Origin of the sequence: Streptomyces sp. NPDC001796 (assembly GCF_042892355.1) — a bacterium.
In the GTDB taxonomy this organism is placed as follows: Bacteria; Actinomycetota; Actinomycetes; order Streptomycetales; family Streptomycetaceae; genus Streptomyces.
In genome coordinates, this window is record NZ_JBIAUC010000009.1 from 246816 (window position 1) to 272534 (window position 25719).

The 25719-nt window shown below is 68.3% G+C and carries 19 protein-coding genes and 1 tRNA gene; 8 read left to right on the plus strand and 12 right to left on the minus strand.

What is annotated here, in order from left to right; translation table 11 throughout:
- Positions 1–97: 97 nt before the first annotated feature.
- From ACFYZE_RS20800 to ACFYZE_RS20810, 3 genes are read right to left on the minus strand one after another with little or no spacing between them, the layout of a single operon-like run.
- Positions 98–2242 carry an acetate--CoA ligase family protein gene (locus ACFYZE_RS20800; RefSeq protein ID WP_388996075.1) on the minus strand — a complete coding sequence of 715 codons (2145 nt, stop codon included), beginning with the start codon at positions 2240–2242 and terminating at the stop codon, positions 98–100.
- 4 nt (positions 2243–2246) lie between these two features.
- A complete protein-coding gene (frc, locus tag ACFYZE_RS20805) occupies positions 2247–3488 on the minus strand; it encodes a formyl-CoA transferase (RefSeq protein WP_388995891.1) in 1242 nt (413 codons plus the stop codon).
- Positions 3489–3500: 12 nt separating this feature from the next.
- Entirely contained in the window at positions 3501–5183 is a 1683-nt protein-coding gene (locus ACFYZE_RS20810) for a thiamine pyrophosphate-binding protein (protein WP_388995894.1), read from the minus strand.
- 176 nt (positions 5184–5359) lie between these two features.
- Between ACFYZE_RS20810 and sucC the strand changes: the two genes are divergently transcribed.
- The 3 genes from sucC (at position 5360) to ACFYZE_RS20825 (ending at position 9099) form a co-directional block, all read left to right on the plus strand.
- Positions 5360–6496, plus strand: a complete 1137-nt coding sequence (sucC, locus tag ACFYZE_RS20815) for an ADP-forming succinate--CoA ligase subunit beta (protein WP_388995897.1) — start codon at positions 5360–5362, stop codon at positions 6494–6496.
- 11 nt (positions 6497–6507) lie between these two features.
- Positions 6508–7392: a succinate--CoA ligase subunit alpha gene (sucD, locus tag ACFYZE_RS20820; protein ID WP_388995900.1), complete on the plus strand. Its 885-nt coding sequence runs from the start codon at positions 6508–6510 to the stop codon at positions 7390–7392.
- A 165-nt stretch (positions 7393–7557) separates the two neighbouring features.
- Positions 7558–9099 carry an aldehyde dehydrogenase family protein gene (locus tag ACFYZE_RS20825; RefSeq protein WP_388995903.1) on the plus strand — a complete coding sequence of 514 codons (1542 nt, stop codon included), beginning with the start codon at positions 7558–7560 and terminating at the stop codon, positions 9097–9099.
- Here the strand turns inward: ACFYZE_RS20825 and ACFYZE_RS20830 are convergent.
- Positions 9089–10027, minus strand: a complete 939-nt coding sequence (locus ACFYZE_RS20830; protein ID WP_388995906.1) for an LLM class flavin-dependent oxidoreductase — start codon at positions 10025–10027, stop codon at positions 9089–9091. The genes ACFYZE_RS20825 and ACFYZE_RS20830 overlap by 11 nt on opposite strands.
- 62 nt (positions 10028–10089) lie before the next feature.
- On the opposite strand from ACFYZE_RS20830, the gene ACFYZE_RS20835 reads away from it, so the two are divergent.
- Together ACFYZE_RS20835 and ACFYZE_RS20840 are read left to right on the plus strand one after the other, a co-directional pair.
- The gene (locus ACFYZE_RS20835) at positions 10090–10542 is read left to right on the plus strand and encodes a MarR family winged helix-turn-helix transcriptional regulator (RefSeq protein ID WP_388995908.1); all 453 of its coding nucleotides are present in this window, start codon (positions 10090–10092) and stop codon (positions 10540–10542) included.
- 100 nt (positions 10543–10642) lie between these two features.
- A tRNA-Leu gene (locus ACFYZE_RS20840) sits at positions 10643–10727 on the plus strand.
- Positions 10728–11090: 363 nt separating this feature from the next.
- Here the strand turns inward: ACFYZE_RS20840 and ACFYZE_RS20845 are convergent.
- From ACFYZE_RS20845 to ACFYZE_RS20870, 6 genes are all read right to left on the minus strand, one after another.
- Positions 11091–11246 (minus strand): hypothetical protein, encoded by a 156-nt coding sequence (locus tag ACFYZE_RS20845; RefSeq protein WP_388996080.1) that lies wholly within the window; start codon positions 11244–11246, stop codon positions 11091–11093.
- A 356-nt stretch (positions 11247–11602) separates the two neighbouring features.
- Entirely contained in the window at positions 11603–13552 is a 1950-nt protein-coding gene (locus tag ACFYZE_RS20850) for a DUF262 domain-containing protein (protein ID WP_388995911.1), read from the minus strand.
- Positions 13553–13631: 79 nt separating this feature from the next.
- On the minus strand, positions 13632–14027 hold the full coding sequence (locus tag ACFYZE_RS20855) for a hypothetical protein (protein WP_388995914.1): 396 nt from the start codon (positions 14025–14027) through the stop codon (positions 13632–13634).
- A gap of 688 nt (positions 14028–14715) precedes the next feature.
- Positions 14716–15447: an EcsC family protein gene (locus ACFYZE_RS20860; RefSeq protein WP_388995917.1), complete on the minus strand. Its 732-nt coding sequence runs from the start codon at positions 15445–15447 to the stop codon at positions 14716–14718.
- 248 nt (positions 15448–15695) lie between these two features.
- On the minus strand, positions 15696–17837 hold the full coding sequence (locus tag ACFYZE_RS20865; RefSeq protein WP_388995920.1) for a UvrD-helicase domain-containing protein: 2142 nt from the start codon (positions 17835–17837) through the stop codon (positions 15696–15698).
- 79 nt (positions 17838–17916) lie between these two features.
- A complete protein-coding gene (locus ACFYZE_RS20870) occupies positions 17917–19449 on the minus strand; it encodes a protein kinase (protein ID WP_388996077.1) in 1533 nt (510 codons plus the stop codon).
- 403 nt (positions 19450–19852) lie between these two features.
- Here ACFYZE_RS20870 and ACFYZE_RS20875 point away from each other — a divergent pair, with 403 nt between their 5' ends.
- On the plus strand, positions 19853–21334 hold the full coding sequence (locus ACFYZE_RS20875) for a hypothetical protein (protein ID WP_388995923.1): 1482 nt from the start codon (positions 19853–19855) through the stop codon (positions 21332–21334).
- Positions 21335–21385: 51 nt separating this feature from the next.
- Here the strand turns inward: ACFYZE_RS20875 and ACFYZE_RS20880 are convergent, their stop codons facing one another.
- A complete protein-coding gene (locus ACFYZE_RS20880) occupies positions 21386–21934 on the minus strand; it encodes an ATP-binding protein (protein ID WP_388995926.1) in 549 nt (182 codons plus the stop codon).
- Positions 21935–22059: 125 nt separating this feature from the next.
- Here ACFYZE_RS20880 and ACFYZE_RS20885 point away from each other — a divergent pair, with 125 nt between their 5' ends.
- Positions 22060–22923: a helix-turn-helix domain-containing protein gene (locus ACFYZE_RS20885; RefSeq protein ID WP_388995929.1), complete on the plus strand. Its 864-nt coding sequence runs from the start codon at positions 22060–22062 to the stop codon at positions 22921–22923.
- Positions 22920–23126, plus strand: coding sequence for a DUF397 domain-containing protein (locus ACFYZE_RS20890; RefSeq protein WP_388995932.1), 207 nt, complete (start codon positions 22920–22922; stop codon positions 23124–23126). The genes ACFYZE_RS20885 and ACFYZE_RS20890 overlap by 4 nt, the downstream gene beginning before the upstream one ends.
- 195 nt (positions 23127–23321) lie before the next feature.
- On the opposite strand, the gene ACFYZE_RS20895 is transcribed toward ACFYZE_RS20890, so the two are convergent.
- Entirely contained in the window at positions 23322–25457 is a 2136-nt protein-coding gene (locus ACFYZE_RS20895; protein ID WP_388995934.1) for an AIPR family protein, read from the minus strand.
- Positions 25458–25719: the final 262 nt, after the last annotated feature.

Genomic DNA, 25719 nt, shown 5'->3' on the forward strand with positions numbered 1-25719 from the left:
AAGTTCTGGCCAGCGCCCCCTGTCCAATGCCTTTCGTGCGCGCGCGGGTCCCGGGGCGGCCGACGCGCACCGTCGGCCGCCCCGCGGTTCACTCACCTCATGAACCGCCTCCCAACATCCCGGCCGCCCGCGCCCACCGGTACTTCGCGCCCAGCACGGCCACCGGCTTCTCGGTCGTGTACGGGTACGCCACGACCCCGCGCTCGAACAGGTACTGGCAGGCCTCCTCGACCTCGACGTCACCGGCCAGGGACGCCACCACCGGCTTCTCGATGCCTCGCTCCCTGAATTCGGCCACCACGCGCGCGGTGAGCTCGGCGAACACCATCGGAGGGGTCACGATGGTGTGCCAGTAGCCCAGCACGAGCGCGTGGATCCGCGGGTCCTGAAGGCCCAGCCGGATCGTCGCCTCGTACGTCGACGGCGGCTCACCGCCGGTGATGTCCACCGGGTTGCCCGCGGCACCGAAAGGCGGAATGAACTTCCTGAAGGCCGCGTCCAGGTCCGGCGGGATCTCCATCAGGGACAGACCGTTGTCGGTGACCGCGTCGGACAGCAGGACGCCACTGCCGCCGGCGCCCGTGACGATCACGACGTTGTCGCCCTTGGGGGCGGGCAGCACCGGCAACGCGCGCGCGTACTCCAGCATGTCGTTCAGCCCGGGCGCCCGGATCACACCGGCCTGCCGCAGGATGTCGTCGTACACGGCGTCGTCGCCCGCCAGCGCCCCGGTGTGCGAGCCGGCGGCCCTGGCACCGGCCGCCGTGCGCCCCGCCTTCAGGACCACGACCGGCTTCTTCGGGACGGTCGCCCGCGCCGCCTCCACGAAGGCGCGCCCGTCCTTGAGGTCCTCCAGGTGCATCGCGATGCACTCGGTGTGCGGGTCCTCGCCGAACCAGGTCAGCAGGTCGTCCTCGTCGAGGTCCGACTTGTTGCCGAGGCCCACGATCGCGGACACACCGGTCCTGGTGGTGCGGGCGAAGCCCAGGATGGCCATCCCGATGCCACCGGACTGCGAGGTCAGCGCGACGCCGCCCTTGACGTCGTACGGCGTGCAGAACGTGGCGCACAGGTCCTGCCACGTCGAGTAGTAGCCGTAGATGTTCGGTCCGAGCAGCCGGATGCCGTACCGCTCGGCGATCGCCACGACCTCGGCCTGGAGCGTGTGCTCACCGGTCTCCGCGAACCCGGAGGGAATCAGTACGGCGTTGGGGATCCCCTTGCGTCCCACCTCCTCCAGGGCCGAGGCCACGAACTTGGCGGGGATCGCGAAGACCGCCACATCCACCTCACCGGGAACATCGGTGACACTCTTGTACGCCTTGCGGCCCAGGATGTCATCGGCCTTGGGGTTCACCGGGTGGATCTCTCCGGAGAAGCCGCCGTCGATGAGGTTCCGCATCACGGAGTTGCCGATCTTGCCCTGCTCGTTCGAGGCGCCGATCACGGCGACGGCGGACGGCTGCATCAAACGGCGCATGGAGGCGAGGATTTCCTCGCGGGTGTAACGCCTGCGCTCCTTCACCGGCGCATCGGACAGGATCACGCGGATGTCCGCCGCGACCGCGCCGTCCGGGGTCGCGATCACCGGGTTGAGATCCACCTCGGCGATCTCCGGGAAGTCCGCGACGAGCCGGGACACCCTGCGGATCTGCTCGGCGATCGCCCACCGGTCCACTCCGGCCCGGCCGCGCACCCCGCGCAGGATCTCCGCCGAGCGGATCGAGTCCAGCATGGACAGTGCCTCGTCGGCGTCCACGGGCGCCAGCCGGAACGTGACGTCCTTGAGGACCTCGACGAGCACCCCGCCGAGCCCGAAGGCCACGACCTTCCCGAACGTCGGATCGGTGACCGCCCCGACGATCACCTCCTGCCCCTCGGGGAGCAGTTCCTGCACCTGCACGCCCTCGATGCGGGCGCCCGGGGCGTACGCGCGGGCGCTCTGGACGATCCGGTGGAACGCGGCGCGCACGTCCGCCGCGCCCTCCACGCCGACGACCACACCGCCGGCGTCGGTCTTGTGCAGGATGTCCGGCGAGACGATCTTCATCACCACGGGCCCGCCGAAGCGCGCCGCGTACGCCACCGCCTCGTCGACGTCCCTCGCCAGTTCCTCGCCCGGTACGGCGATCCCGTAGGCGTCGGCGATCACCTTGCCCTCGGGTGCGGTGAGCGCGGTCCGTCCTTCCGCCCGCACGGAGTCCAGGAGCGACCGCACCATCAGCGCCCGGTCTTCGGCCATCACGTCAGATCACTCCGTTCGACTTGAGCAGGCGAAGCTCCTCGTCACCGAGGCCCAGCTCGCCGATGTAGACCTCTTCGTTGTGCTCGCCGAGCAGTGGCGACGTGCTCACCTCGACGGGCGAGTCGGACAGCTTCAGCGGGCTGCCCACGGTCACGAACTCGCCGCGCTCCGGATGCGGGACGCGCACCACCATCTCGTTGGCGGCCAGCGACTCGTCCTCGATGATCTCCTTGGTCGACAGGATCGGCCCGCACGGGATGTTGTGGGCGTTCAGCCGCTCCAGGACCTCCCACTTGGGCAGGGTCGAGGACCACTCCTCGATCAGCTGGAACATCTTGTTCAGCTTCGGCAGGCGGGCCTGAGGCGTCGCCCACTCGGGGTCGTCCGCGAGTTCCGGCCGGCCGATGAGCTCGCTGATCGGCTTCCAGCCGACCGGCTGCACGATGACGTACACATAGTCGTTCGGGCCGCCCGGTGCGCACTTGACCGCCCAGCCGGGCTGGCCTCCGCCGGACGCGTTTCCCGAGCGGGGAACCTCCGTGCCGAAGTCCTCGTTGGGATATTCGGCGAGCGGCCCGTGTGCCAGGCGTTGCTGATCGCGCAGCTTCACCCGGCACAGGTTGAGTACAGCGTGCTGCATGGCCACGTTGACCCGCTGCCCACGCCCGGTTTTCTCCCGCTGGAACAGCGCCGCGAGAATCCCCGCCACGGCGTGCACGCCCGTCCCCGAGTCCCCGATCTGGGCCCCCGTCGCGAGCGGAGGCCCGTCCTCGAAACCGGTGGTCGACATCGACCCGCCCATGGCCTGCGCGACGACCTCGTACGCCTTGAAGTTGGTGTACGGGCCCTCGCCGAACCCCTTGATGGAGGCATAGACGATCCGCGGATTGATCTCCTGGATGCGGTCCCAGGTGAAGCCCATCCGGTCGACCGCGCCCGGTCCGAAGTTCTCGACCATGACGTCCGAGCGCCGGATCAGCTCGGTGAGGATCTCCTTGCCGCGTTCGGTCTTGGTGTTGAGGGTGATGCTCCGCTTGTTGCAGTTGAGCATCGTGAAGTAGAGGGAGTCGACGTCCGGGATGTCGCGCAGCTGGCCCCGCGTGATGTCACCGGTCGGCGCCTCCAGCTTGATGACGTCCGCGCCGAGCCAGGCGAGCAACTGGGTCGCGGAGGGCCCGGACTGAACGTGCGTCATGTCCAGGACACGGATGCCGTCGAGAGCCTTGGTGGTGGTGTGTGTCATGCCAAGCGCTCCTCACTTGTACATGGTCTGGTTCATGGTTCCGGGGGCGTACGCGTCCGGGTCGACCCAGACGTTGATCAGCGAGGGCTTCCCGGACTCGCGGGCGCGCCGCAGCGCGGGACCGATGTCGGCGGGGTCGCGGACCTCCTCGCCGTAACCGCCCAGCATCTGGGCGAACTTGTCGTAATGCACGTCGCCGAGCGTGTTGCCGATCCTGTCGCGTTCCTTGCCGTACTTGGCGGCCTGGCCGTAACGGATCTGGTTCATGGAGGAGTTGTTGCCGACGATGCCGACGAAGGGGAGGCCGTAGCGGACGAGGGTCTCGAAGTCCCAGCCGGTCAGCGAGAAGGCGCCGTCGCCGAAGAGGGCGACGACCTCCTTGTCGGGGCGCGCCTGCTTGGCCGCGAGCACGAAGGGGATGCCGACGCCGAGCGTGCCGAGCGGGCCCGGGTCCATCCAGTGCCCGGGCGACTTGGGCTGGACGACCTGACCGGAGAAGGTGACGACGTCGCCGCCGTCACCGATGTAGATGGAGTCCTCGGTGAGGAAGTCGTTGATCTCGCTGACCAGACGGTACGGATGGATCGGCGAGGCGTCCGACTCCAGGTGCGGCAGCCGCTTCTCGATCGCGATCTGCTCGGCGGTACGAAGCTCGTCGAGCCACGCCTTGCGCTGGGCGGCGCCGCCATTGACGCGCCCGGAAGCCGCGTCGGTCACCGCCTTCAGAACCAGTCCCGCGTCGCCGACGATGCCGAGGTCGATGTCGCGGTTCTTGCCGACGGTCCGGTAGTCGAGGTCGATCTGGACGACGGTCGCGTCGGGGGAGAGCCGCTTGCCGTAACCCATGCGGAAGTCGAACGGCGTGCCGACGATCACGATGACGTCGGCGTTCGAGAAGGCGTAGCGCCGCGAGAGCTGGAAGTGGTGCGGGTCGCCGGGCGGGAGAGTGCCGCGGCCGGCGCCGTTCATGTACGCGGGGATGTTCAGGGTGCGCACCAGTTCTACGGCCGCCTCGGTGCCGCGGGTCGTCCACACCTGGCTGCCCAGCAGGATCGCCGGCTTCTCGGCGTGCACGAGCAGGTCCGCGAGTTTTTCGATCGCGTCCGGATCGCCGGCCGAGCGGGTCGAGGCGCGGTAGCGGCCTGCCTTCGGGACGCGGGCCTTGTCGAGCGGGACCTTGGCGTCCAGGACGTCTCGCGGGATCTCCAGGAAGGAGGGGCCGGGCGCACCGTGGTAGCACTCGCGGAACGCCATCGACACCATGTCCGCCGCGCGCGCCGTGTCCGGGACGGTCGCAGCGAACTTGGTGATGGGCGCCATCATGTCGACGTGCGGCAGGTCCTGCAGGGACCCCATCTTGTGCTGCGTCAGCGCTCCCTGACCGCCGATCAGCAGCATCGGTGACTCCGCGCGGAAGGCGTTGGCGACACCGGTGACGGCGTCGGTCGTACCGGGACCCGCCGTGACGACCGCGCAGCCGGGCTTTCCGGTGATGCGTGCGTAGCCGTCGGCCGCGTGGGCGGCGACCTGCTCGTGGCGTACGTCGACGACTTCTATGCCCTCGTCGACGCAGCCGTCGTAGATGTCGATGATGTGGCCGCCGCACAGGGTGTAGATGCGATCGACGCCCTCGGCCTTCAGCGCCTTGGCTACGAGATGACCACCGGAGATGACGTCCTGGGTGTCGTCGGGCATGACGAAGTCCTGTCCCTTCGTAGGGGTTGGAACGGCTCACGCGGTACATTGCATACAGTCGACGAATACTGTATGAAGCTTGTTATCCCGCATCCGGTGGGTGGTGTCCAGGGGCGTGCGGCACTTTTCGGGAGTCTGGGGGACGCCTCCAGACGACTTGGCAGACAGGAGCCGGGATGGACCTGTACGAACACCAGGCAAGGCAACTCTTCGAGGACCACGGCATCGTGGTGCCGAGAGCCGAGGTCACGGACTCGCCCGAGCAGGCTCGTGAGATCGCCCGCAGGCTGGGCGGACGGGCCGTCGTCAAGGCGCAGGTGAAGACGGGTGGACGGGGAAAGGCGGGCGGGGTGAGGCTCGCTGCGGATCCGGCAGAGGCGGAACTGACGGCACGACGGATCCTCGGCATGGACATCAAGGGGCACACGGTGGGCACCGTGATGCTGGCCGAACCCGTGGACGTCGAGGCGGAGTTCTACGTCTCCTACGTCCTCGACCGCGCGGCCGGCCGTTTCCTCGCGATCGCCTCCGCGGAAGGCGGCACGGAGATCGAGGAGGTCGCCGCGACCAGGCCCGAGGCGGTGGCGCGTGTGCCCGTCGACCCGGCCGAGGGTGTCACCTCCGCGAAGGCGGCCGAGATCGCCCGTGCGGCCGGGCTGCCGCAGCAGAGCGTCGACGTCCTCGTACGGCTCTGGCAGGTGCTCGTCCGCGAGGATGCCCTCCTCGTCGAGGTCAACCCCCTCGTGCGCACCCGGCAGGGCCGGATCGTCGCCCTCGACGGCAAGGTCACCCTCGATGACAACGCCCGCTTCCGCCAGGAGCGTTGGGGCTCGGGCTCGGTGGAGGCCGAGCACCACGACCCCCTGGAGGCGGCCGCCGCGGCACGGGGCCTGAACTACGTCAAGCTGGACGGCGAGGTAGGCGTCATCGGCAACGGCGCGGGGCTCGTCATGTCGACGCTCGACGTGGTCGCCGGCTGCGGCGCGCGCCCCGCCGACTTCCTCGACATCGGCGGCGGAGCCTCCGCCCGGATCATGGCCGACGGACTGTCCGTCATCCTGGCCGACCCGGCCGTGAAGTCGGTCCTCGTCAACGTCTTCGGCGGGATCACCGCCTGCGACGCCGTCGCCGAGGGCATCGTGCAGGCCTTGGACACCGTCGAGCTGACCAGGCCGCTGGTCGTGCGCCTCGACGGCAACAACGCGGCTCGGGGCCGCGCGATCCTCGACGAGCGCGCGCATCCCCTCGTGCAGCAGGCCACCACCATGGACGGCGCCGCCCGCCGTGCCGCCCAACTCGCCCGCACAGCCTGAGGAGACCGGACATGGCGATCTTCCTGACCAAGGACAGCAAGGTCCTCGTCCAGGGCATGACCGGCGGCGAGGGCATGAAGCACACCCGCCGCATGCTCGCGGCCGGCACGAACGTCATCGGCGGCGTCAACCCGCGCAAGGCGGGCCACAGCGTCGACTTCGACAACCGTGCCGTCCCCGTCTTCGGCTCCGTCCGCGAGGGCATGGACGCGACCGGGGCCGACGTCACCGTCGTCTTCGTCCCGCCCGCGTTCGCCAAGGCGGCCGTCCTGGAGGCCGCGGACGCCGGCATCGGCCTCGCGGTGGTCATCACCGAGGGCATCCCGGTCCACGACTCCGTCGCCTTCACCTCGTACGCGAGGTCCAGGGGCACCCGGATCATCGGCCCCAACTGCCCCGGTCTGATCACCCCCGGACAGTCCAACGCGGGCATCATCCCCGCCGACATCACCAAGCCCGGCCGGATCGGCCTGGTCTCCAAGTCCGGCACGCTCACCTACCAGCTCATGTACGAGCTGCGGGAGATCGGCTTCTCCACATGCGTCGGCATCGGCGGCGACCCCGTCGTCGGCACCAGCCACATCGACTGCCTGGCCGCCTTCGAGGCCGACCCGGACACCGAGCTGATCGTGATGATCGGTGAGATCGGCGGCGACGCGGAGGAGCGGGCCGCCGCATACATCCACGACCACGTCACCAAGCCCGTGGTCGGCTACATCGCCGGCTTCACCGCACCCGAGGGCAGGACCATGGGACACGCCGGCGCCATCGTCTCCGGCTCGTCCGGCACCGCGCGCGCGAAGCGGGAGGCGCTGGAGGCGGTCGGCGTGAAAGTGGGCGGCACACCGGCCGAAACGGCACGACTGGCACTCCGCGCACTGGCAGACCAGGCGTGACCTCACCCATAGTGGACGGAAGGTGACCGTCGCGCGACACGCGGCGTCACCGGCTCCCCCGAACGCCGCAGGACGCACGACGTACGACGTCCCCGCACGGCAGTGCGAGCCGAGCGGGGACGAGCCCTGTTCCTCTCGCCCGTGCACCGAGAGCGGAGCTCATTCATGGCACCCACCCTCACCCTCAAATCCGGCACGTCCTGGTCCGACGCCTGGCGGCGCGCTCTCGCCGTCGCCCCCGAGGCGTTCCGGGACGACCGCGTCCTCAACCTCTGGAACTCCACCTGGCAGCCGGACGGCCGGGCCCTGCCCGCCACCAGCCCCGTCGACGGCAGTCCCATCGCGGGGCCGCCACGCGTCGGCCGGGACACCGCGCGGCGCGCCGTGCGCGCGGCGCTGGACCAGCACCGCGCCTGGCGGCACACGCCCCTGCCCGAACGCCGGGCCCGGGTCGCCGCCACCCTCGACGCCCTGACCGAACACCGGGAACTGCTCGCCCTCCTCCTCGTCTGGGAGATCGGCAAGCCGTGGCGGCTCGCGCAGGCCGATGTGGACCGGGCGATCGACGGCGTGCGCTGGTACGTCGACGGCATCGAAGGAATGATCGGCGACCGGGCTCCGCTGGACGGCCCGGTCTCCAACATCGCGAGCTGGAACTACCCGATGAGCGTGCTCGTCCACGCCATGCTGGTACAGGCCCTCGCGGGCAACGCGGTCATCGCCAAGACCCCGACCGACGGCGGCGTCGCCTGCCTCACCCTGGCGTGCGCGCTCGCCGCACGGGAAGGGCTCCCCGTCACCCTCGTCAGCGGCAGCGGGGGCGAGCTGTCGGAGGCGCTGGTGCGGGCGCCCGAGATCGGCTGCGTCTCCTTCGTCGGCGGACGGGACACGGGCGCCGCGGTGGCCACGGCCGTCGCCGACCTCGGCAAGCGGCACATCCTGGAACAGGAGGGACTCAACACCTGGGGCATCTGGAACTACTCGGACTGGGACGCGCTCACGGCCGTCATCCCCAAGCTCTTCGACTACGGCAAGCAGCGCTGCACCGCGTATCCGCGCTTCGTCGTCCAGCGTGACCTGTTCGACTCCTTCCTCGCGGCCTACTTGCCGGCCGTCCGCACACTCCGGGTCGGTCACCCGCTCGCGGTCGAGCACCCCGACGACCCCCACCCCCAGCTGGACTTCGGCCCCTTGATCAACGCCGCCAAGGCCAAGGAGCTGACCGACCAGGTAGCCGAGGCGATCGACCGCGGAGCGATTCCGCTGCACCGCGGCACGGCGACCGACGCGCGCTTCCTGCCCGGCCAGGACACCTCGGCCTACGTCCAGCCGGTGACACTGCTCAACCCGCCCCGTTCCTCACCGCTGCACCACGCGGAGCCGTTCGGCCCGGTCGACACGATCGTCCTGGTCGACACGGAGGCGGAGCTGCTGGCCGCGATGAACGTGTCCAACGGCGCCCTGGTCGCCACGCTCTCCACCGACGACCGGGCGACCTTCGACCGGCTGGCCCCGCAGATCCGCGCCTTCAAGACCGGCCACGGCAAGCCCCGCTCCCGTGGCGACCGCGACGAGCTGTTCGGCGGCTTCGGCGCGTCCTGGCGCGGAGCGTTCGTGGGTGGCGAACTCCTGGTCCGCGCGGTGACCCAGGGCCCGGCGGGGGAGCGGCTGCCGGGCAACTTCCCCGAGTACCAGCTCATGCCGTGACGGGCGCCCGGGTGGCGCCCGCGCGCGGCGGGTGCCACCCGGCGATGACCTCGTCGGCCAGCCATCGGGCGACACCTCGCGGGTAGGGCCGCGGCAGATTGAGCACGATGTGGTTCATCCCGGCGGCGACGAGTTCCCCCACGGCGGCACGCGTCGCCGCCGGGTCGTCGTACGACACGAGGAGCTGGACCGAGCGCGTGATCTCCCGCGGATCGCGCCCGAGGTCCGCGCAGTGCGCGTCGAGTACACGTGAGCGTTCGGCCACGTACTCCACGGTGTGGTGCGGCGGCCCGGGGATGTTCCACATGTCGGCGTGCTCGGCGACGAGCCGCAGCAGCCGGGTCCCCCAGCCGCCGATCAGCAACGGGGGGCCGGGTCGCTGCACAGGCTTGGGCTCGCAGCGCGTCCCCTTCAGCCGGTAGTGGCGCCCTTCGAAGTCGAAGACGTCCCGCGTCCACATCCGCTTCAGGATCTCGACGGTCTCGCCCAGCCGCGCGATCCCCTCCGCAGAGGGCACCAGCGTGAGCCCGTACGCCTCGTACTCGGCGATCGCCGGGTTCTCCCCGGTGATCCCGCCGGCTCCGGGCGGCTGATGCGTCCCGCCGACGCCCAGCCCGAGGACGAGCCGACCTCCGGAGACCACATCCACGGTCGCGGCCATCTTCCCCAGCACCGCGGGCGGCCGGATCCGGTTGCTGGTGACGAGCACGCCGAGACGCAGCCGCTCGGTCTGTGCGGCAAGGGCGGCGAGCAGGGTCCAGCTCTCGTGCGCCTGCCCGTCCCGCGGGCCGGCGAGGGGCAGCAGATGGTCCCAGAGCCAGGCGTCCTGGATCTCGGGCACCGCGTCGGCCTCCCGCCAGACGCGGCCGATCTCCTCGTAGGACACATGCATGGGAGCGGTCTTGATGCCGAAGCACACCTCAGTCATGAGTCATCAGCTTAACAAATCATCAGCATAGCTGACGATCAGGAAAGTATACAGTCGTTCACATGGTCACCGATGAGCGCCCGACGCCCCTGGAATTCCGGCTCGGCTACCTCCTCAAGCACGCCCAGCGACGCTTGGCCGATGCATCGGCCGAGGCGCTCGCCCCCTTCGGCGTCGACGGTCACCAGCTGGCCGTCCTCGTGGTGCTGGCCGGCGAGGAGCCGCTGTCACAGGTCGAGGTGGCCGGGCGGCTCGGGGTCGACCGGACCACGATGGTGTCGCTGATCGACGGCCTGGAGGACCGCGGCCTGGTCGAGCGCAGGCGCAGCCCGCGGGACCGGCGCAAGAACGTCGTCGAGCTCACGGCCGCGGGCGGGGACTGCCTGCGCCGCGGCGAGCAGGCGCGCCGCGAGGCGGAGCGCCGTTTCCTCGCCCCGCTGACCGAGCGCGAGGCGACGGTGCTCGTCCGGACTCTGCGACGCCTCGTGGCGGAGGGCGAGGGCGGTGAGTGGTGACGGCTGCCGCGGGGAAACGCAGGTGAAAGGCACTCCGAAACCTTGGTATTGTTGTCCCTGTCGCCGCGGGGGACAGCCCCGGCAAGGCGGCGGACACCTGGTCCGGGTGGCGGAATGGCAGACGCGCTAGCTTGAGGTGCTAGTGCCCTTTATCGGGCGTGGGGGTTCAAGTCCCCCCTCGGACACTCTCTGTAGCGATACGGAAGCGAGGGCCTCGACCTTACGGTCGCGGTCCTCGTGGCATTTTCGTAGCTGATGTGATGCCGAGAGCTTCGTAGGTGGAGTGAGGCCTTCGTGCTCGGATCGGCGCTCTGGAGGCGCTGTGCGACCTGTGGAGGTTCTTTGCGAGCTCGACGATCTCCTTGGCGAGCGGCTTCTCCCCCTTCGGCGCGCTGCTCGGCTGCGCCTCGGCTTCCTTGAGCTTTGTCATCGTTCGGGCTTCGTTGATCCACTGGGTGACGATGGAGGGGGCGGCCCCGGCGGTGAGAGCGGCCCGGTGACGGGCAGGCGGGTCTGTTCTGGGACCACCAGTGTGGTGCGACGCAAACTCACACGGCAGAGGCTCTCAGCCGATCGGTCGGAATGATCTCTGCTTCGTCGAACAGATACTCCCCCCGGACATGTGACTCCACGCCCTCCGTGGCCAGCAGCATCGCATCATTCACCGCGCGATCATGCCGGATGGCGTTCGACCGCTCCTGCATAATTGTTCATTTTGGTGCGAGCCAGGCGGTAGGACTCGGTTCCGGTACCGATGAGGGTGGCGTTGAAGGTGAGCCGGTCCACGACCGGCTCACAGAGCCGTGGATCGGTAAAAGTCTTGCTCCACGCCCAGACGGCGCGCACCTCCCCCAGAGGCTGCGCGAAGGAAATGAGCGAGCAAGAGCTGTACCGATGCCACCTTCGCCGAGGTACGAGCCGCGACAAACAGCCATTACTGACGCCGCATCCATGGAAGGGGAAGGGCGGCAGGGGCGTCCGATTGGCTGGTGTGCGGCGGCCGCCCGGATCACGTGGCCACGCCCTGACCCATGATCTGTGGTCGTGAGCCCCGCCGTTGTCACGCCGCCTGGTCCGCGTGCATGTTGCCGACGTAGCGCCGCAAGGCGTCCACGCTGTGGAAGACGCGGTAGTCACTCGCCTCCAGAGCGGCCTGCTCGTCCTGGGTGGTTTCCGGGACGAGGACCACGGGGCCGCCCACCTCCTCCTGCAGACCCTGGGGCCAGAACGCGGTGGCCACGAGGACAGGGCTGCCGGGGACCAGGTTGGTGACCTCGCTGTCCAGTTCGGGCTCGGCGAAGCCCTGCCGACGCAGGTCCTCCAGCAGTTGAGCAAGGCCGGGCATGTCCTCGTCCGTGGCAGCGGCGGGTACCGGAGCGGTGGCCGACCTGAGGACCGTGGCGTGGGTGGGTGCGGCCAGGCCGACGGGAGACGGTCCCTCGAGCAGTTTGGTGAGGAAGCTGTTCGAAGCCTCGGCGAGGAGTTCGCGTCGGGCGGCGAGGAACGAGCGGTAGGCGTCGATGCGCCACAGCTCCCGGTCGGTGGGGATCCACTGCGATTCGAGGGCACCCGGAACCTTCTGGGCGATCTCCGGCAGGTAGTCCTCCGGCCGTTTGGCGCTGATCTGCAGGTTCGTGTCCTGGGTGAGGAAGCAGAAGTTGGCGACCGCGTTGACTTCGGCCCTGCTGTAGCCGTGCTTGTAGAGCAGGGTCTTGGGGAAGATATGGTGCACCTGGAGGGAGCTGAGCTTTCCGAGCATGCCGTCCTTCAGCGGGACCCCGCTGCCCAGGTCCTGCGCCCCGTGGACCCGGGACAGCATGTAGAGCAGCGGGTAGAAACGGGATCCCATGCTGGAACCCTGGAAGTCGTCGGGCCGGACCTCCAGCCGACCGCCGCGGGCCTGCCGCAGAGTCTCGATCAGCCGGTTGACCCCGCCGGCGTCGACCGCCTCGAGGTCCTGGTTAAGGGCGGTCTCCGTGGCGCCGGTGTGCCGGCCCCAGAGGAAGCTGTGGATGAACCAGTAGAAGAGCCGGTCGCGGGTCATGGCGTCGGGGAACTTGTCGGCATGGTGGTGCAGCAGACGGCTCATGACGGGAAAGGCGGCCCGGCCGTTCAGTACCCGCCCGTGGTCGAGGCCCAAGCGGCCGCCGAGGGCGTTGAGCAGGTAGCTGATGGACTCGATGGTCTGTTTCAGTCCGGTCTGGAACTCCGGCACCTTGACGTCGCCCAGCTTGGAGAACTGGGCCTCACCGGTCAGGACGGCATTGACGTTGCGGAGCAGCCAGTCCAGCTTGAAGGTGAAACCGGCGTGCGACCAGTTCTTCAGAGCGGTGTTCATGGTCGGGCGGGCTTCGGGCCAGGACGCGCAGATCGCTGCCAGCGCGAGATCGCCCTTGGAGAGCTTGGTACCGCCGGAGTTGACGCGGTTGAAGATCTCCACGACGACATCGATGGTCATGTCCTTACCGGTGACCTCCTCGATGTGGATGTTGCGGTCCTTGATCTGGGTGATCCGGTTCAGGCGCTCGATGTAGGCCGCCACCAGGGAACCGTCACTTCCGGCCAGCGCGGTGATGGAGGGCAGCAGTGTGCCAAGACCGCCTTGGAAGAGCGCGGTGACGTCGACCCACAGAGGGTTGTCCTTCATCTTGGCCGGGGCGTAGAACTCGAACGTCTCGGTCTCCAGATGGAAGTGCAGCCCGGTCAGTGCCGCCTGGTTGCCCTCGAAGAAGCGAGGTGAGCGTCCCTGGGTGACGCCGTAGAGGGTGGTCACCCGCTGCTGACCGTCGAGCAGCAGTTGTACGGTGCCGTCCTTCTCGGGGCCGCCCCCGCGGGTGTTCGCGCTGTCGGCCTTGGTGCTCCAGGTGAGAAACCCCCCGATCGGATAGCCGCGGTACAGCGACTGGAAGAACGCGCGAACCTGATCACGAGTCCAGACGTAGCCGCGCTGGAACTCTGGAAGGGCGATGTCCCCGGAATCGATCTTGTGCAGGATCTGTGAAATCTGCATGCCAGCCTCTTCGGTCGGCCCGCCGGTACTCCGTACGGGGCTTGGGTCTCCTGAGTAACGGCGCCGAAGCGCCCGGAGGTTAGTGCCGGCGGCTCGGTCGCCACGGTCCGTACCGCGTCCTCGCCCGCCTCGCGCACCGCCTGCGGTAGGGGAGATCGGGGGCGATCGCGCGGGCGAGCGGGGCGACGAACTCCATGATCTCCGCGGCGGCCGATGTACCAGGGGCTGGGCTCCCGCCCGGCTCCTCCGGAGCCCCGAGACGCGCGAAGACCAGCGCCTCGTTGCAGAGTCCCCCGTACACCTCGGCCCGCGCCTCCGCCGCCTTGAGGACGGTGATGCTGTCCTTGCCGCTCGCCGAGGCCGTGGCGGCGGAGTTCCCGCTCATCTCGACCAACCGCGCCTCGCAGCAGTAGTACGCGTGGTCCACCGCCTTCTGCTCGAGAGGGATGACTTCCTCATCCGTGGTGGTGCACATGTGCGTCCTTCCCCGCGGTGCTCCCCACACCGCTACGGGCGAAACGCCCGTACGCAATGGAAACATCTATCAGATCGGCATCGCTGACAAGCCATCAGCCCGCTGACCCCCTCAGCTCGCAAAGAGGCTCGCTCGCCCCGAGGTTGTCCGGGGCCGAGGGGGCTGTCAGTGCGCGAGGAGAAGGGACCTCTGCTTGCTGGAACTCAAGATGAGCGGGGGTCGTAAGTCGCCGAGAGTGACGGCGAGCCCTGCAGCGCATAGGTCGTCCTCGGTCTGGGCGTGGCCGCCGCGGTGTGAGACCTGCGCTTCGGTTTCGTTCACATCGGGCCCGCCCGAAGCTTTGAGGGCACTTTCGGCCGAGGCGGGTTACCGTACTCGGAGTTGATGCGGCGGTTGTTCAAGGACACAACCTGAGACTCGCGCCGCGGCTGAAGGGTTTGAAGACCCGGTTCCAGTGCAGGAAGCCCGCGGGCAACTTCCGCCACGGTAAGGCCGGAAGCGACGACGAAGCGGACCCAGTCGGTGAAGGCGAACGCGGTCGTCGGCGCGGCGACGCGTGGTTACGGCGGCGGGGAGGTCTGCCAACGTCAGCCGGCGGCGAATGCAGGAAGTGCCGGAAGTCCTCCCGCTACTCCTCCACGCGCAGCGAGGAACGGGCGTGCGCTCGTCCACCTGGTCCGCTTCCTCGTTACTTCTGATCCTCGGCCCGCAGGGTGTCGCCGCGCAAGGCCTTGTCCGTGGCGCGTCCGATGACAGCAGTTGCTCCTGCGTCCACAGCGCCTCCGACAATGCCTCCCAGGATCGGGACCCCCTTGGCGAGCGTGATCGCCGCGCGCTTGCTTCCGTACTTCGCGACGAGGTGGAACCCGGCCTTCTTGTTGAGCGCATGGAGCACGGCCATCGGGATCTTCTTGATCATCTGCTCGCCGAGCTTCTGGCCGACCTTCACGCCGAAAGCCGCCAGGACGTTCTGCGCGCTCATCCCGATCGCGAGCATCATCACGACGGTCCGCACGTGTGGGTCACGGATGTCCCATCCCCGGAGGTGCGCTATGGAGCCGGCCATCCGCAAGTTGATGGCGAGGGACGCGGCCACGTTCGCAGGGATCGTCACGCCTGCGGTGATCAGACCTCCGAGCCCGGTGACGAACCCCTGGGTTCCGGCTGCAGCCACGGACTCCTTGATGAGGCGCGCGACGACCGCGTCAATGTCGTCCTTCATGTCCTCCGGGGCACGGCGCTCATCGTCATCCGGTGCCCGATAGCCGGCTCCCTGCCGGCGGGCAAGACGATCCTCGGCCCAAGTCGTCGATGCCGTGACCGGCCCGATGCCGTTCACCATGACCTTTTCCGCGAGATCGGAGACCCATCGCGTGGCCTTCTCTACCGCTCCCTCGTCAGGTGTCTTCTCGTCGGCCATTGCACACCCCTCCCGCGAGTGCCCCACCCGGGGTCTCTCGCCTGCTGCCGGCGGCAGAAGGGGGTCCGGTCGCGGACATCGCCGGCGTGATTGCAGGCGGTCGAAACCGCGTCCCCCTAGCCACCGCCTGTCCACCCCTTCGCCGCGCGGCGCCCCTCGCCGCGCTGCCTTTCACGAGCCCAAGCGGGTGTACCCTCCCATGCAAGTGAAAGCGTTGTCAAACCGACCAGGGTGGTGACCGGCAGCCGCTACCCTGCCCCGCAGCCGGCCTCGACCAGGAACTGGCTCGGCTGCCCGGCCCACGAGACGTACAGCCCGTCCCTGGCCCGCGTGCAGGCGACGAACAGCAGACAGCGTTCGGCGGCGAGGTCGGCCTCGTGCTGGAGCCGGTCGATCTCCTCCGGCGTGATGGCCGAGGGGTTTGGCAGGGCCCGGTCGTTGACGCCGACGACTGCGGTGTAGCGGTACTCGAGGCCTTTGAAGGTGTGCATGGTGCCGACGTTCACCGCATCGTTGGTGCGGGCAGCCCCCGCCCGTACCCTGCTGGCCGGGATCCCGGCCCCGATCAGGCGGTGCTTGACCTTCTCGCAGGTCTTGTTGAAACGTGCGCAGATGCCGATCTCTCCAAAAGCGACGCCGCTGTCCACCCACTCGCTCACCTGCTCGACCAAGGCGTCGAGTTCGGCGTCCTCTGTCTCCGCTCCGTGGACGTGAGGACCGGCGCCGTGCAGGGCCGAGCTATACCCGACCAGCGTGTCGTGCCGTCCGCTGTCGGCCAGTTCGGCGTAGGGGCGGCCGAGCAGCAGCCCGGTCGCCCAGCTCAGGATCTCCTGGGTGGAGCGATAGTTCTTGCGCAGTTTGGTCGAACGGCCGGCGACATTGATGCCGAGCGACTTCAGCGACACCCGGTTGTCATAGATCCGCTGGTGCGGGTCGCCCGCGATGAACAGGTCGTCGGGGCGCCGCGGGGCGGCCGCGCGCAGCATCCGCCACTGGGCCGGGTGGAGGTCCTGGGCCTCGTCGACGACGACGTGCCGGTAGGAGGGCCCCTGCTCCGTCAGCAGGTCGGTGGCCTCCACACAGGTGCCCAGGTAGGTGCGCAGCCCATCCTCGGTCAGCCGCCGTGTGAACTCCTCCATCGTCCCCCACACCAGCGCCCGGGCGGAGTTCGGAAGCGCGCTGCCGCGGCCCCGGCGCTCGCAGCGCTCGTACTCCTCCCGGCTGCGGATGTCCTGGGCGAGCACGACGTGCTTGTACTCCTGGGCGAGGAACTGCGGGGTGCCCATGAAGCCGGTGGCTTCCGCGGCCTGCTCCCACCGGGCGGTCTCCTCGTACCCGGTGAGCGGTCGGCGCGAGGTGTTGACCACGCGCCCGGCGAAGGCGTCGACGGTCATGAGGTCGACCCGGTCGCGCAGGTCCGGGTCGTCGACGAGCAGCGAAAGTCCTTCGGTGAGGGAGTCCACGAGGGCGTTGGTGAACGTGGTGAGGAGAATACGGTCGCCGTCGCGCAGGTGCCGCAGCAGATGCCGCACCCGATGGAGGGCTACGACGGACTTTCCGGTGCCGGGCCCGCCGGTGACCTGCGCCGGACCGGAATACGACGGACGGTAGGCGACCTTGTGCTGAGCCGGGTGCAGGAAGATCCGCCAGGCGGCGAACGGCTTGTCGAGGATGTCGCGCAATTCGTCCGCGTCGGTGACGACGGCGATCCGGGTGCGCGTGTGCGCGATGGCGGTCGCGTAGTCGGTGGTGTCCACGGGCTCCTGCGAGGCCGCGTCGGCCAGCGCCGGCACCACGATCTCCTGCCACGTCTGCTCGACACTCGCACCGAGCGCCAGGTGTTCCAGCACCTTGTACTGGTCCGGCGGGAAGAACTGCCCGAAGACGTCGAGTTGTTCCAGGCTGGTCAGTACGCGTGCCTGCGCGAGGGTGGTCGCGTCGATGCCGAGCGCGGCCATCTCACCGTCGGAGACCTTCGCAAAGAGCCGCTGCTCCTCGGCGGGCGCGATGCGCTCGTAGGCGGGGGCCAGCTCCTCCAGCGTCGCGATCTCGCGGAGCTCCACGGCGCCGGTGACGGCGTTGATAGTCGCCTTCTGCCGCACGGCCCACTCGGTGGCCTCGTCGTGCGGGCCGACCCGGAGCAGCACGAAGGTGTCGCCTGTCTCGGGCGCAAGGACCACACCGCGGTATCCCTGGGTGATCCGGATGGTCCGGATCTGCCGGTCCCTGGCGCCCTTGAGCGATTCCAGCTTCAGGCCCGGGTCCTTGAAGAGCTGGTCGAGGGTGAGCCGCTCGAACTTCTCCCAGGCGTCGAACACGCCGTTCCTGACGTGCTTCTCGAGCTTCTCCAGCTGCTGGCAAAAGGCCTTGTCGAGGGCGAGGTGCGGCATGGTGGGATTTTAGGCTTCCACGGCGTTGCCACGGGCCGTTCTGTCGTCAGTACACCGGCGGACCGACGGACCGCGTCGGTCACCCGCCGTCGAGTTCGCGGCGGAGCATTGCCAGGACCTCCGCGGCCTCGACGGCCACGTCGTGGCGCGGGCCGTGGACGAGTACGACGTCCTCGTACAGGGCCTCCAGATTGGCCCGGGCCTCGTGCGGGTTGCCCTGGCTGAGCAGCAGCATGCCGATGTCACGACGCAGCTCCACGGCCGCGTCGCTGACGTCGCTCTCCACGGCCCGTTCCACCTCCAGGACCGCCTGCAGCTCCGCCAGCGCCTCGGTCACCTGGCCGAGTTCCCCGCGGCAGCGGGCGGCCTGGGCGCGGCAGTCGCGGGCGGCCTCGTCGGTCGGCCCGTTGATGCGGCCGTACGCCTCAGCCAGTGCCTCGAACTCGGGCAGGGCCGCCCGGTGGTCGCCTGCCAGCTGCCGGCTGTATGCACGGCGCCGCCGCAGCCGCAGGACGGCCTTGTTCTCGGCGCCCAGGGCCCGCGCCAGCGGCTCGATCATCTCGCCCGCCACCTCGGCGGCCTGCGTGTAGCGCTCCTCCTCCATGAGGGCGATGTAGTGCTCGTCGACCTCCCGCAACTGCGCTCGAAGCAACTCCCGTTCGGGCGGCGAGACGACATGCTCGGCGACCTGGCCAGGTGCCGCCGCGTCCGGGGCGACCCGGGGACGGCTCTCGGCTCGGGCGCGAGGCGCGTAGGGACGGCGGAAGAGTCCGGTCGGATCGGGCGCGCCGGGCGGCCCGGCCTCCCCGAGGGCGGAGGACTCCCCGGGCGCCGGCAAGAAGGGCATCAGTCGCTCGTACACCTCCTGCACGTCCACCGGCCGGCTCTCCGGCGTCTTGCGGAGCAGGTGCAGGACCAGCGCTTCCAGCTCCTCCGGAACGTCGGCGCGCAGCCGTCGCAGGGAAGTGGGCGCGGCCCGGACGTGCTGGTCCATCAGCTCGAAGTCACTCTGCGCACGGAACAGCGGTCTGCCACAGAGGAGTTCGTGGAGCACGCAGCCGAGGGCGTAGAGGTCGGTGCGCGGGGTGACCCGGGTGCCGCGCACCTGCTCGGGCGACATGTACTGGTGCGTGCCGATGGGCCGGCCGGAAGCCGTCAGCCGGGTGACGTCGGTCTGCAGGATCGCCGCGACACCGAAGTCGAGGACCTTCACCGTGCCGTCCCGCGCGACCAGGATGTTGGACGGCTTGAGGTCGCGGTGCACCACGGGCACGTCGTGTGCGTACGACAGCACCGTGGCGACCTGCGCGGCAACCGCCACCGCCCAGCTGACCGGAAGGGGCCGCTCCTCGTGCACGTACCGGGTGAGGGGAACGCCCTCCACCAACTCCATGACGAGGAACAGGTGCTCGTGAGTGCTGTCGAGGACGGCGTCGTACACCTGCGGCACGCCCGGGTGCTGGATGCGCGCGGTGATCCGCGCCTCGCGGCGGAAGCGCCGCTCGAACTCCTCGGCCATCTGCGGCGTGGCGGCGACGGCCTGCGGCCGGATCCGCTTCACGGCGACGGGCCGGTCGAGCACCGCGTCGTAGCCCCGCCACACGTCGCCCATACCGCCGTTGCCTAGCCGCTCCAGCAGCTCGTAGCGGCCCGCGATCGGTCTGTCCGGCACCTGTCCCCGCCCCGCGTCCTGCACTCGCGCTCGCTCGTTCCCCCGAGCCCATCGGTTCGCGGTAAGTTTCCCCGGAAAACGATCTGTGCGTCCAGCCGCGTTCTACGAGGGCGCGGCGGATCGGCCGTATGCCGCCATCATGCCCACCCTGTACGACCGGGGGCAGGCCGCATGCGCCGGTGCGGGGGGATCGGCGAGGTGACTTCTCGACCGCCCCGTCCGGGCACCTTGGCAGGGGTCCCCACGTTGATCATTCGCGGGTCCGGCTCAGAACCTGTGCGGGTGACCGGCGCTGGAGGATGGCCGGAGCTGTACCTGAGGGTTGAGGAGGAAGGGAAGGGTGATGATTGACTTTCGCTCCTTTGAGGAACAGTGCGCAGACGACGCGGCACGCCTGGCCCACCTCAAGGAGGTCGTGCGGACAGACCCCATTTCCGGTGCGGCCGAGGTGACGAAGGCACTCGCCTGGAACTGTCTCCTGGGCCGAGAGGCCTACGAGCCGGACATCGACGATCTGCTGAACGAGATCGTCCTTCCTCGCGGAGGACGCCTGCTGAGCCTGGCCACCTGGCTTGCGGAGCATGTGGAACACGACCATGGCGGTCACCAGTTGTGGGGTGCGCTCTCCCGTGCAGGTGTCCCTCTGCGGCCGCCCGGCCTGGCCCGCGTGCCGGACGACATCGACCAGCTGGCAGAGGTGCTCGTCGGGTGTACCGGAATGCCGATGCAGATCCGTCTGAGAGCGGCACTCCAGGTGCTGACGCAAGGTGGGGATGATGCAGCCGACCTGGTCAGGTCGTACATGGGCTATTTCGAGGTGAGCCATCTATGGACGGGAAACGCCGACGCTGACCACCTTGAGTCGTTCGCTGATGATGTGTCGACTCTCGTGAGAGTAATTGCTGCAACGCCTGGATGGCCGCTGAAAGAGAGAGTGGAAGCTGTCGTTCACCTCTGGAACGACGGGACGGCTGACGACCTTCCGGCGGAACTCCTGGCACAGACGGAGCAGGGCAGTGAAGAACGACGGATGCTCCTCGAACTCCTCCATGCAGACGAGAGCGAGTACGGCGAAATGGAAACGCAGCCTCCCTCTTGTTCTGATGGGTGTCGCGGCGCGCTGTTCACAGTGGAAGCGGCGGAGAAGGCATGGCGGGTGGGCGCTGTGGATCCGTACCTGATGGCCGCCGTCCGCCGGCAGTTGACCGAGTCCCGCGGACCGAGCGCCTTTGAGGAGACGGACAGCCAGATCGCCGACAGCGCCCTGGTGACGGCTCGGCTCGGCGTCGCCTACGGTGAACTGCGGAAGTCGCTGCTGCGGGACAGTGAGCAGACCGATGACGAGCCCCCGTGGCGCGCGCTCCGGGGCGGAGACATCGCCGTTCGCATCCGTAGGCGTCTTCGGCATTGTGTGGCGCTCGTACTGGCCCCGGACGGCGATGACCACTCCTCGCCGCCGCAACGATGGGCTTTCACCGTCCTTCCGCGCCCATTTGATTCGGATAGTCGAGCAACACGCCACGGAGTCACTCTCCATCAGAGACGCGACGGTACCGAGAGCGATCGGTACCGCATGGACGCCGAACGGGAGCTGCTGGCTGATGAGGAGCTGGCCCAGCAGGCGCTTTACGGGTTCTCATCCTTGGGGCTGAACCTTGACTCGGAGGTGGGGAGGCAGTGCCCGGGCGTGGGGCAGCGGGGAAGGACGATCTTCCTGGAGCCAAGTGATGAATGGCATGTCCAGTGTCATGTGTGCGGGGTGAGATGGGCCGGGGGGAGTGACATCCTCTCGGAGCACGAGGACCGACGGTACGGCTTCTATTAGACCGCCTGGTGGTGTTCCGCAACTGCTGATCAGGCACGGGCCGTCCGGCGGTCAACGCCGCAACCCTCTGACCGACCGCCCGGCGGTGGTCGGCCGCGGGACGGCGGCCCTGTTCCGGGCCACCGTGGCCACCCTGTACTCGGCCCAGACCGTCTTGCCGGGCCCGTCCGGGCGCGGGGCGCAGCCCCAACGGTCGGCGAGCGCCTCGACGACGAGCAAGCCGCGCCCGCTGGTAAGCGCGGAGTCGGCGGCGGGATCGGTGGCAGGGGCGGGGGCAGGCTCGGGGAGCCTGTCACCCCGCGTGTCGGTGACCTCGACGCGGACGGTGAGGGAGGTGGCGGCAGGCGCGGAGTGGGCGAGGAGGTGGACGCGGAAGTCGCGGCCGGTCACATGGCCGTGGGTGACGGCATTGGTGGCGAGTTCGGAGACGATCAGGCTCAGCACGTCGTGCCCCTCGCTGTCGTACGGCACGCCCCAGGAGTCGAGCCGTTCCCCGCAGAGCCGACGGGCCAGGCGCGCGCCTCGGGGCGTGGAGCTGAAGCGGAGGGTGAAGCAGGAGTGGACGGGGGTCGCCGGTGCGGGTTGTTCCGTTCGGTTCATGCACGCAGCGTCGCTGGGCGTGGCATACGGTGACCAGGGGTGACGCGCCGACGCGGTGGGGAGTACCCGTGGGCGCACATCGTGTACGGGGTGGTACGGCCGTGTGAGCGGGAAGTGGGTGTGGGGTGCTGGACAACAGGGAGAGCGGCGTCGACGCCGAGGTGCCGGGGCAGCGGCGCACCGAGGCGGAGTCCGCCAAGGGCCTGATCGGGGCGTTCGGGCGGCAGTTGAAGCTGCTGCGGACGCGGGCGGGCATGGAGCGGGCCGAACTCGGCCGACTGGTCGGGTACTCGGCGGACACCATCGCCTCGTACGAACAGGGACGGAGGGTTCCGCAGCCCCGCTTCATCGAGCGGGCGGACGAGGTGCTGGGCGCGGGGGGACTGTTGGTGGCCATGAAGGGGGAGGTCGGTCGAGCGCGGTATCCGGCCTTCTTCCGGGATATGGCCCAGCTTGAGGCCGAGGCAGTGGAGCTGTGTGCCTATGACACGGTGGTGATCAACGGTCTCTTGCAGACCGAGGAGTACATGCGGGCAGTACTGGCCATGCGTCGGCCATTGCTGGACGAGGAAACCATCGAACTGCGTGTATCCGCTCGGCTGGACCGACAGGAAATCCTCAACCGCTGGCCGGCTCCGTTGCTCAGCCTCGTGATGGAGGAGTCCGTACTGCGCAAGCCCTTGGGCGGCAAGGCGGTGCTGCGAGGACAGCTTGAGCATCTCCTGCTCGTCGGCCGCCGACGAAACGTAGAGATCCAAGTGATGCCATTGGACCGCGAGGACAACGCAGGAATCGATGGACCCTTCACAGTGGTCAGACGCAAAGGCGGAGAGCAGGTCGTCTATGCGGAGGTGCAGGGACGCAGCACCTTGGTGACGGAGAACGACGAGACGGCACTGGCCGCTGCCCGCTATGGGATCATCAGGAGCCAGGCTCTTACTCCGCAGCAGAGCCTGGAACTTATCGAGGAGTTGCTGAGGGAGCTATGAAGACGGCAGAGAACGCTACTTCAGGGGCCGGACTCGCCTGGTGCAAGAGCAGCTACAGCGGAGCCGAGGGTGGCCAGTGCGTCGAGGTCGCTGCCGCTCCCAATGCTGTGCTGGTCCGGGACTCGAAAGACTCCGCCGGGCCCGTCCTGTCGCTCGGGCCGAAGGCCTGGGCCGAGTTCGTGAAGCGGGCCGCGCGCGGCTGAGGCGGGCAGGCGCGTCCTGGAGGCACCGGCGTCCACGCGGCGCCGGGCCCCAGGCGCTGTCAGAAGTCATCCAGCCCTTCTTGAAGGCGGATCTTCCGCCATACCACGCATGGCTCGTTGCCGTGGCACGTCTCAGACGTCAAGGCGTTCCGCGCACGGCTGGCGGACAAGGCGCGCGCTACGGCACCCCCGTGCCTATTCTTGTTCGGCCTGCTCATCGTGCAGTGCTCGTGCGAGATCAGAGAGGGTGGCGTTACCGTCCAACGTCCACCGTGCCGGCCCTTGTACTGCCACGGGTGCCTCCTGCCAGCCGGCGAGTTCGTAGAGGTTCAGGACCAAGCGAGTCGGCGAGTAGGCCTTCCCATCGACCGCCCACACGAGGCACCGCGTCCGGTCGTTCACCCAGGTGGCTTCACCGCGTCGGGGGTCCTCTGCAAGCCAAGGGGTGAGCGCTTCGATCTCGGGCTTGTTCCACAGGCGTAGCCGGACTGGGGTGCCGTTCTTGATCCTTCCGCTGTCTACAAGAGTGGGCACAGCGTTGGGGCGGCGTGGCTTGCGTTTACTCGCCTTAGTGGCCTTGTAGATCGCCGGCAGGTCGGGGATGACGCCTTCGCGTTGGGCGTCACGCAAAACCAACTCCGCGAGCTGCTTGCAACGCCCGGCGTCAGTGAGCGTTCCACTGAGGAAGGAGGTGGGCCCGTACTCCGTGTCGATGTGGTGAATCAACCAGGACAGGACCCGATTGGTGAGCGCAGGCACTTCTTGCAGTACCGCGTCCCAGTCAAACTCCGGATCATCGATGCGATCCTGGTCGAGAAGCTGAAAGACCAGGTGGGTGATGAGTAGGTCACCTCGCTGGCTCACGTCGGCGGCGCGCTTCTGGAACCGCTTGCGTTCTTCATTGAGAGCGGTGCCCACAGCGCGGTGCACAAGCACCGAACGCCAGATCTGGAAGGCGGTGGGACGCTCTTCGAAGAGGCGAGGGTAGGCGCCCTTGCTGCCACGCTCCCAGAGGAGGTCTGTGTCCCGCTTTGCCCGTACGGCGAGTTCGGTATTGCGGTGCGCACAAGCCAGGGCGATGGCGGCGTGCACAACAGAGCAACCTTCGTCCGGTGCCGGGTCGGGCTCCCCACGCTTGAATACGTAGGACTTCTGAAGGGACAGCATGAAGTCTTCACGGATCATCGCCTGTACCTCGTCCAAGGCAATGAAGTCGCGCTGCTCCACGTGGTTTTGTGTATTGGTTGTCTCGGTAATGCGCTGCGCGAGATCCGGCATGCTCTTGTCAACGACGATCACCTTGACCGTTACCTCAGCGTCTTCCACCGTTTCGGGAGACGCCTCCATGGCGCGATGTGCCGCCGCGACGGTTTGTGCGCCGTTTACGACGCTGACTCCTGAGATATGCAAATGCACAGGCTCGTCTGGTCGGCGGCGCCCTGGCCACTCCTCTTCAAGCTCATCGCACAGCACGGTCACGCCATTGTTGAAAAGCCAGAAGTTCTCCGGCTCATTCGCCAGAGTGCTGAGCATGCCGGAATTAACTCGGGTAGTGCCGAGTGACTGGCGCAAGTTCTGCTCATACAGTCGGCTTCCATGCGCCAGGTACCACTCGGCAAGGTTGCTGGCCGGAACCGTGCCCTGGTAAGCGGTGAGTGGAGTGTTCCGCCGGAGCCAGTTTGTCATCCGAACGGTTACCTGTACCGGCTCGGGTGCGAGATCCTCACGGATCTGTCGGAGGATGTCCGCAGCGTGGACTACGCGATACTCAAGGACCGGTCCAAGGCCGTTGAACTCGCTCCGGGCGTCTTCCAGGATGTTGGTGGTTTCCTTGCTGAGTGTTCCCACACCCATGACAGCGATGACCAGAGTTACCTTCAGTCGGGCATCGTGCATCGCTGCGTTGACACGAGCGGCGATTGGCTCCAGGCGGTCGTTGAAGCGGTCGAAACTTCGCTGCTCGATGAGACGGAGACCAGCGATGAGCTTATGCGCCGCATTGGTGTCGAGCTTGCCCTTGCCCTCGTCACTCCACTTGGCCTGAACGAGCCAGACCTCCTGTGTGCCCTCAGTGACTGCCACGCCGTCGATGCCTTGATCATCTTCGCCGTCGATGACAGAAGCGCCGGCGGTCTTGTGGTCACAGCCGGTCACTTCGCGTACTGCGGCCGCCGTTAATGCGCGGGAGAGGAACCGCTGTTCATAGCCGTTCTGGTCGTATCCCTTGAGGTCCTCGTCGTAGATGAGTCCCTTGTACTGCTGCAGAAGCGCAGTGCGGATCTGGTGGATATGGATAGGTGCCGTCGCGGCCTTGCGTTCTGTCTCGTCCAACTTAACTTTGCCCCCAATACCACCAGCTGCGTCTCCCTGACGCAGTGTAGCGTTGATCTTTCGCGACTATCGGCCGACGGAGTAGGCGGATGCTTCATGTGCTGTCGGTCGGGCGTGGGCAGCTCCGCGGCGTGAGCGGTGCCTCGGGGATGCGACGGATCCCACTGGTCAAGGCGTTAAGTGCCGTCGCAGGGGCGGCGACTCCGCTGAGCATGGACCCTGGCGCAGCCTGCAAGCCCGTTCATGCTCGACAGGCGCGTCC

Bases quoted from the DNA above. Each gene is read 5' to 3' on its own strand.
- ACFYZE_RS20880 (WP_388995926.1), bottom strand. From the start codon at position 21,934: ATGAACCGAACGGAACAACCCGCACCGGCGACCCCCGTCCACTCCTGC.
- ACFYZE_RS20890 (WP_388995932.1), top strand. From the start codon at position 22,920: ATGAAGACGGCAGAGAACGCTACTTCAGGGGCCGGACTCGCCTGGTGC.
- ACFYZE_RS20870 (WP_388996077.1), bottom strand. From the start codon at position 19,449: ATGGGCGACGTGTGGCGGGGCTACGACGCGGTGCTCGACCGGCCCGTC.
- ACFYZE_RS20855 (WP_388995914.1), bottom strand. From the start codon at position 14,027: ATGTGCACCACCACGGATGAGGAAGTCATCCCTCTCGAGCAGAAGGCG.
- ACFYZE_RS20825 (WP_388995903.1), top strand. From the start codon at position 7,558: ATGGCACCCACCCTCACCCTCAAATCCGGCACGTCCTGGTCCGACGCC.
- sucD (WP_388995900.1), top strand. From the start codon at position 6,508: ATGGCGATCTTCCTGACCAAGGACAGCAAGGTCCTCGTCCAGGGCATG.
- ACFYZE_RS20860 (WP_388995917.1), bottom strand. From the start codon at position 15,447: ATGGCCGACGAGAAGACACCTGACGAGGGAGCGGTAGAGAAGGCCACG.
- ACFYZE_RS20845 (WP_388996080.1), bottom strand. From the start codon at position 11,246: ATGCAGGAGCGGTCGAACGCCATCCGGCATGATCGCGCGGTGAATGAT.
- ACFYZE_RS20810 (WP_388995894.1), bottom strand. From the start codon at position 5,183: ATGCCCGACGACACCCAGGACGTCATCTCCGGTGGTCATCTCGTAGCC.
- ACFYZE_RS20800 (WP_388996075.1), bottom strand. From the start codon at position 2,242: ATGGCCGAAGACCGGGCGCTGATGGTGCGGTCGCTCCTGGACTCCGTG.
- ACFYZE_RS20850 (WP_388995911.1), bottom strand. From the start codon at position 13,552: ATGCAGATTTCACAGATCCTGCACAAGATCGATTCCGGGGACATCGCC.
- ACFYZE_RS20865 (WP_388995920.1), bottom strand. From the start codon at position 17,837: ATGCCGCACCTCGCCCTCGACAAGGCCTTTTGCCAGCAGCTGGAGAAG.
- ACFYZE_RS20830 (WP_388995906.1), bottom strand. From the start codon at position 10,027: ATGACTGAGGTGTGCTTCGGCATCAAGACCGCTCCCATGCATGTGTCC.
- sucC (WP_388995897.1), top strand. From the start codon at position 5,360: ATGGACCTGTACGAACACCAGGCAAGGCAACTCTTCGAGGACCACGGC.
- ACFYZE_RS20875 (WP_388995923.1), top strand. From the start codon at position 19,853: ATGATTGACTTTCGCTCCTTTGAGGAACAGTGCGCAGACGACGCGGCA.
- frc (WP_388995891.1), bottom strand. From the start codon at position 3,488: ATGACACACACCACCACCAAGGCTCTCGACGGCATCCGTGTCCTGGAC.
- ACFYZE_RS20835 (WP_388995908.1), top strand. From the start codon at position 10,090: ATGGTCACCGATGAGCGCCCGACGCCCCTGGAATTCCGGCTCGGCTAC.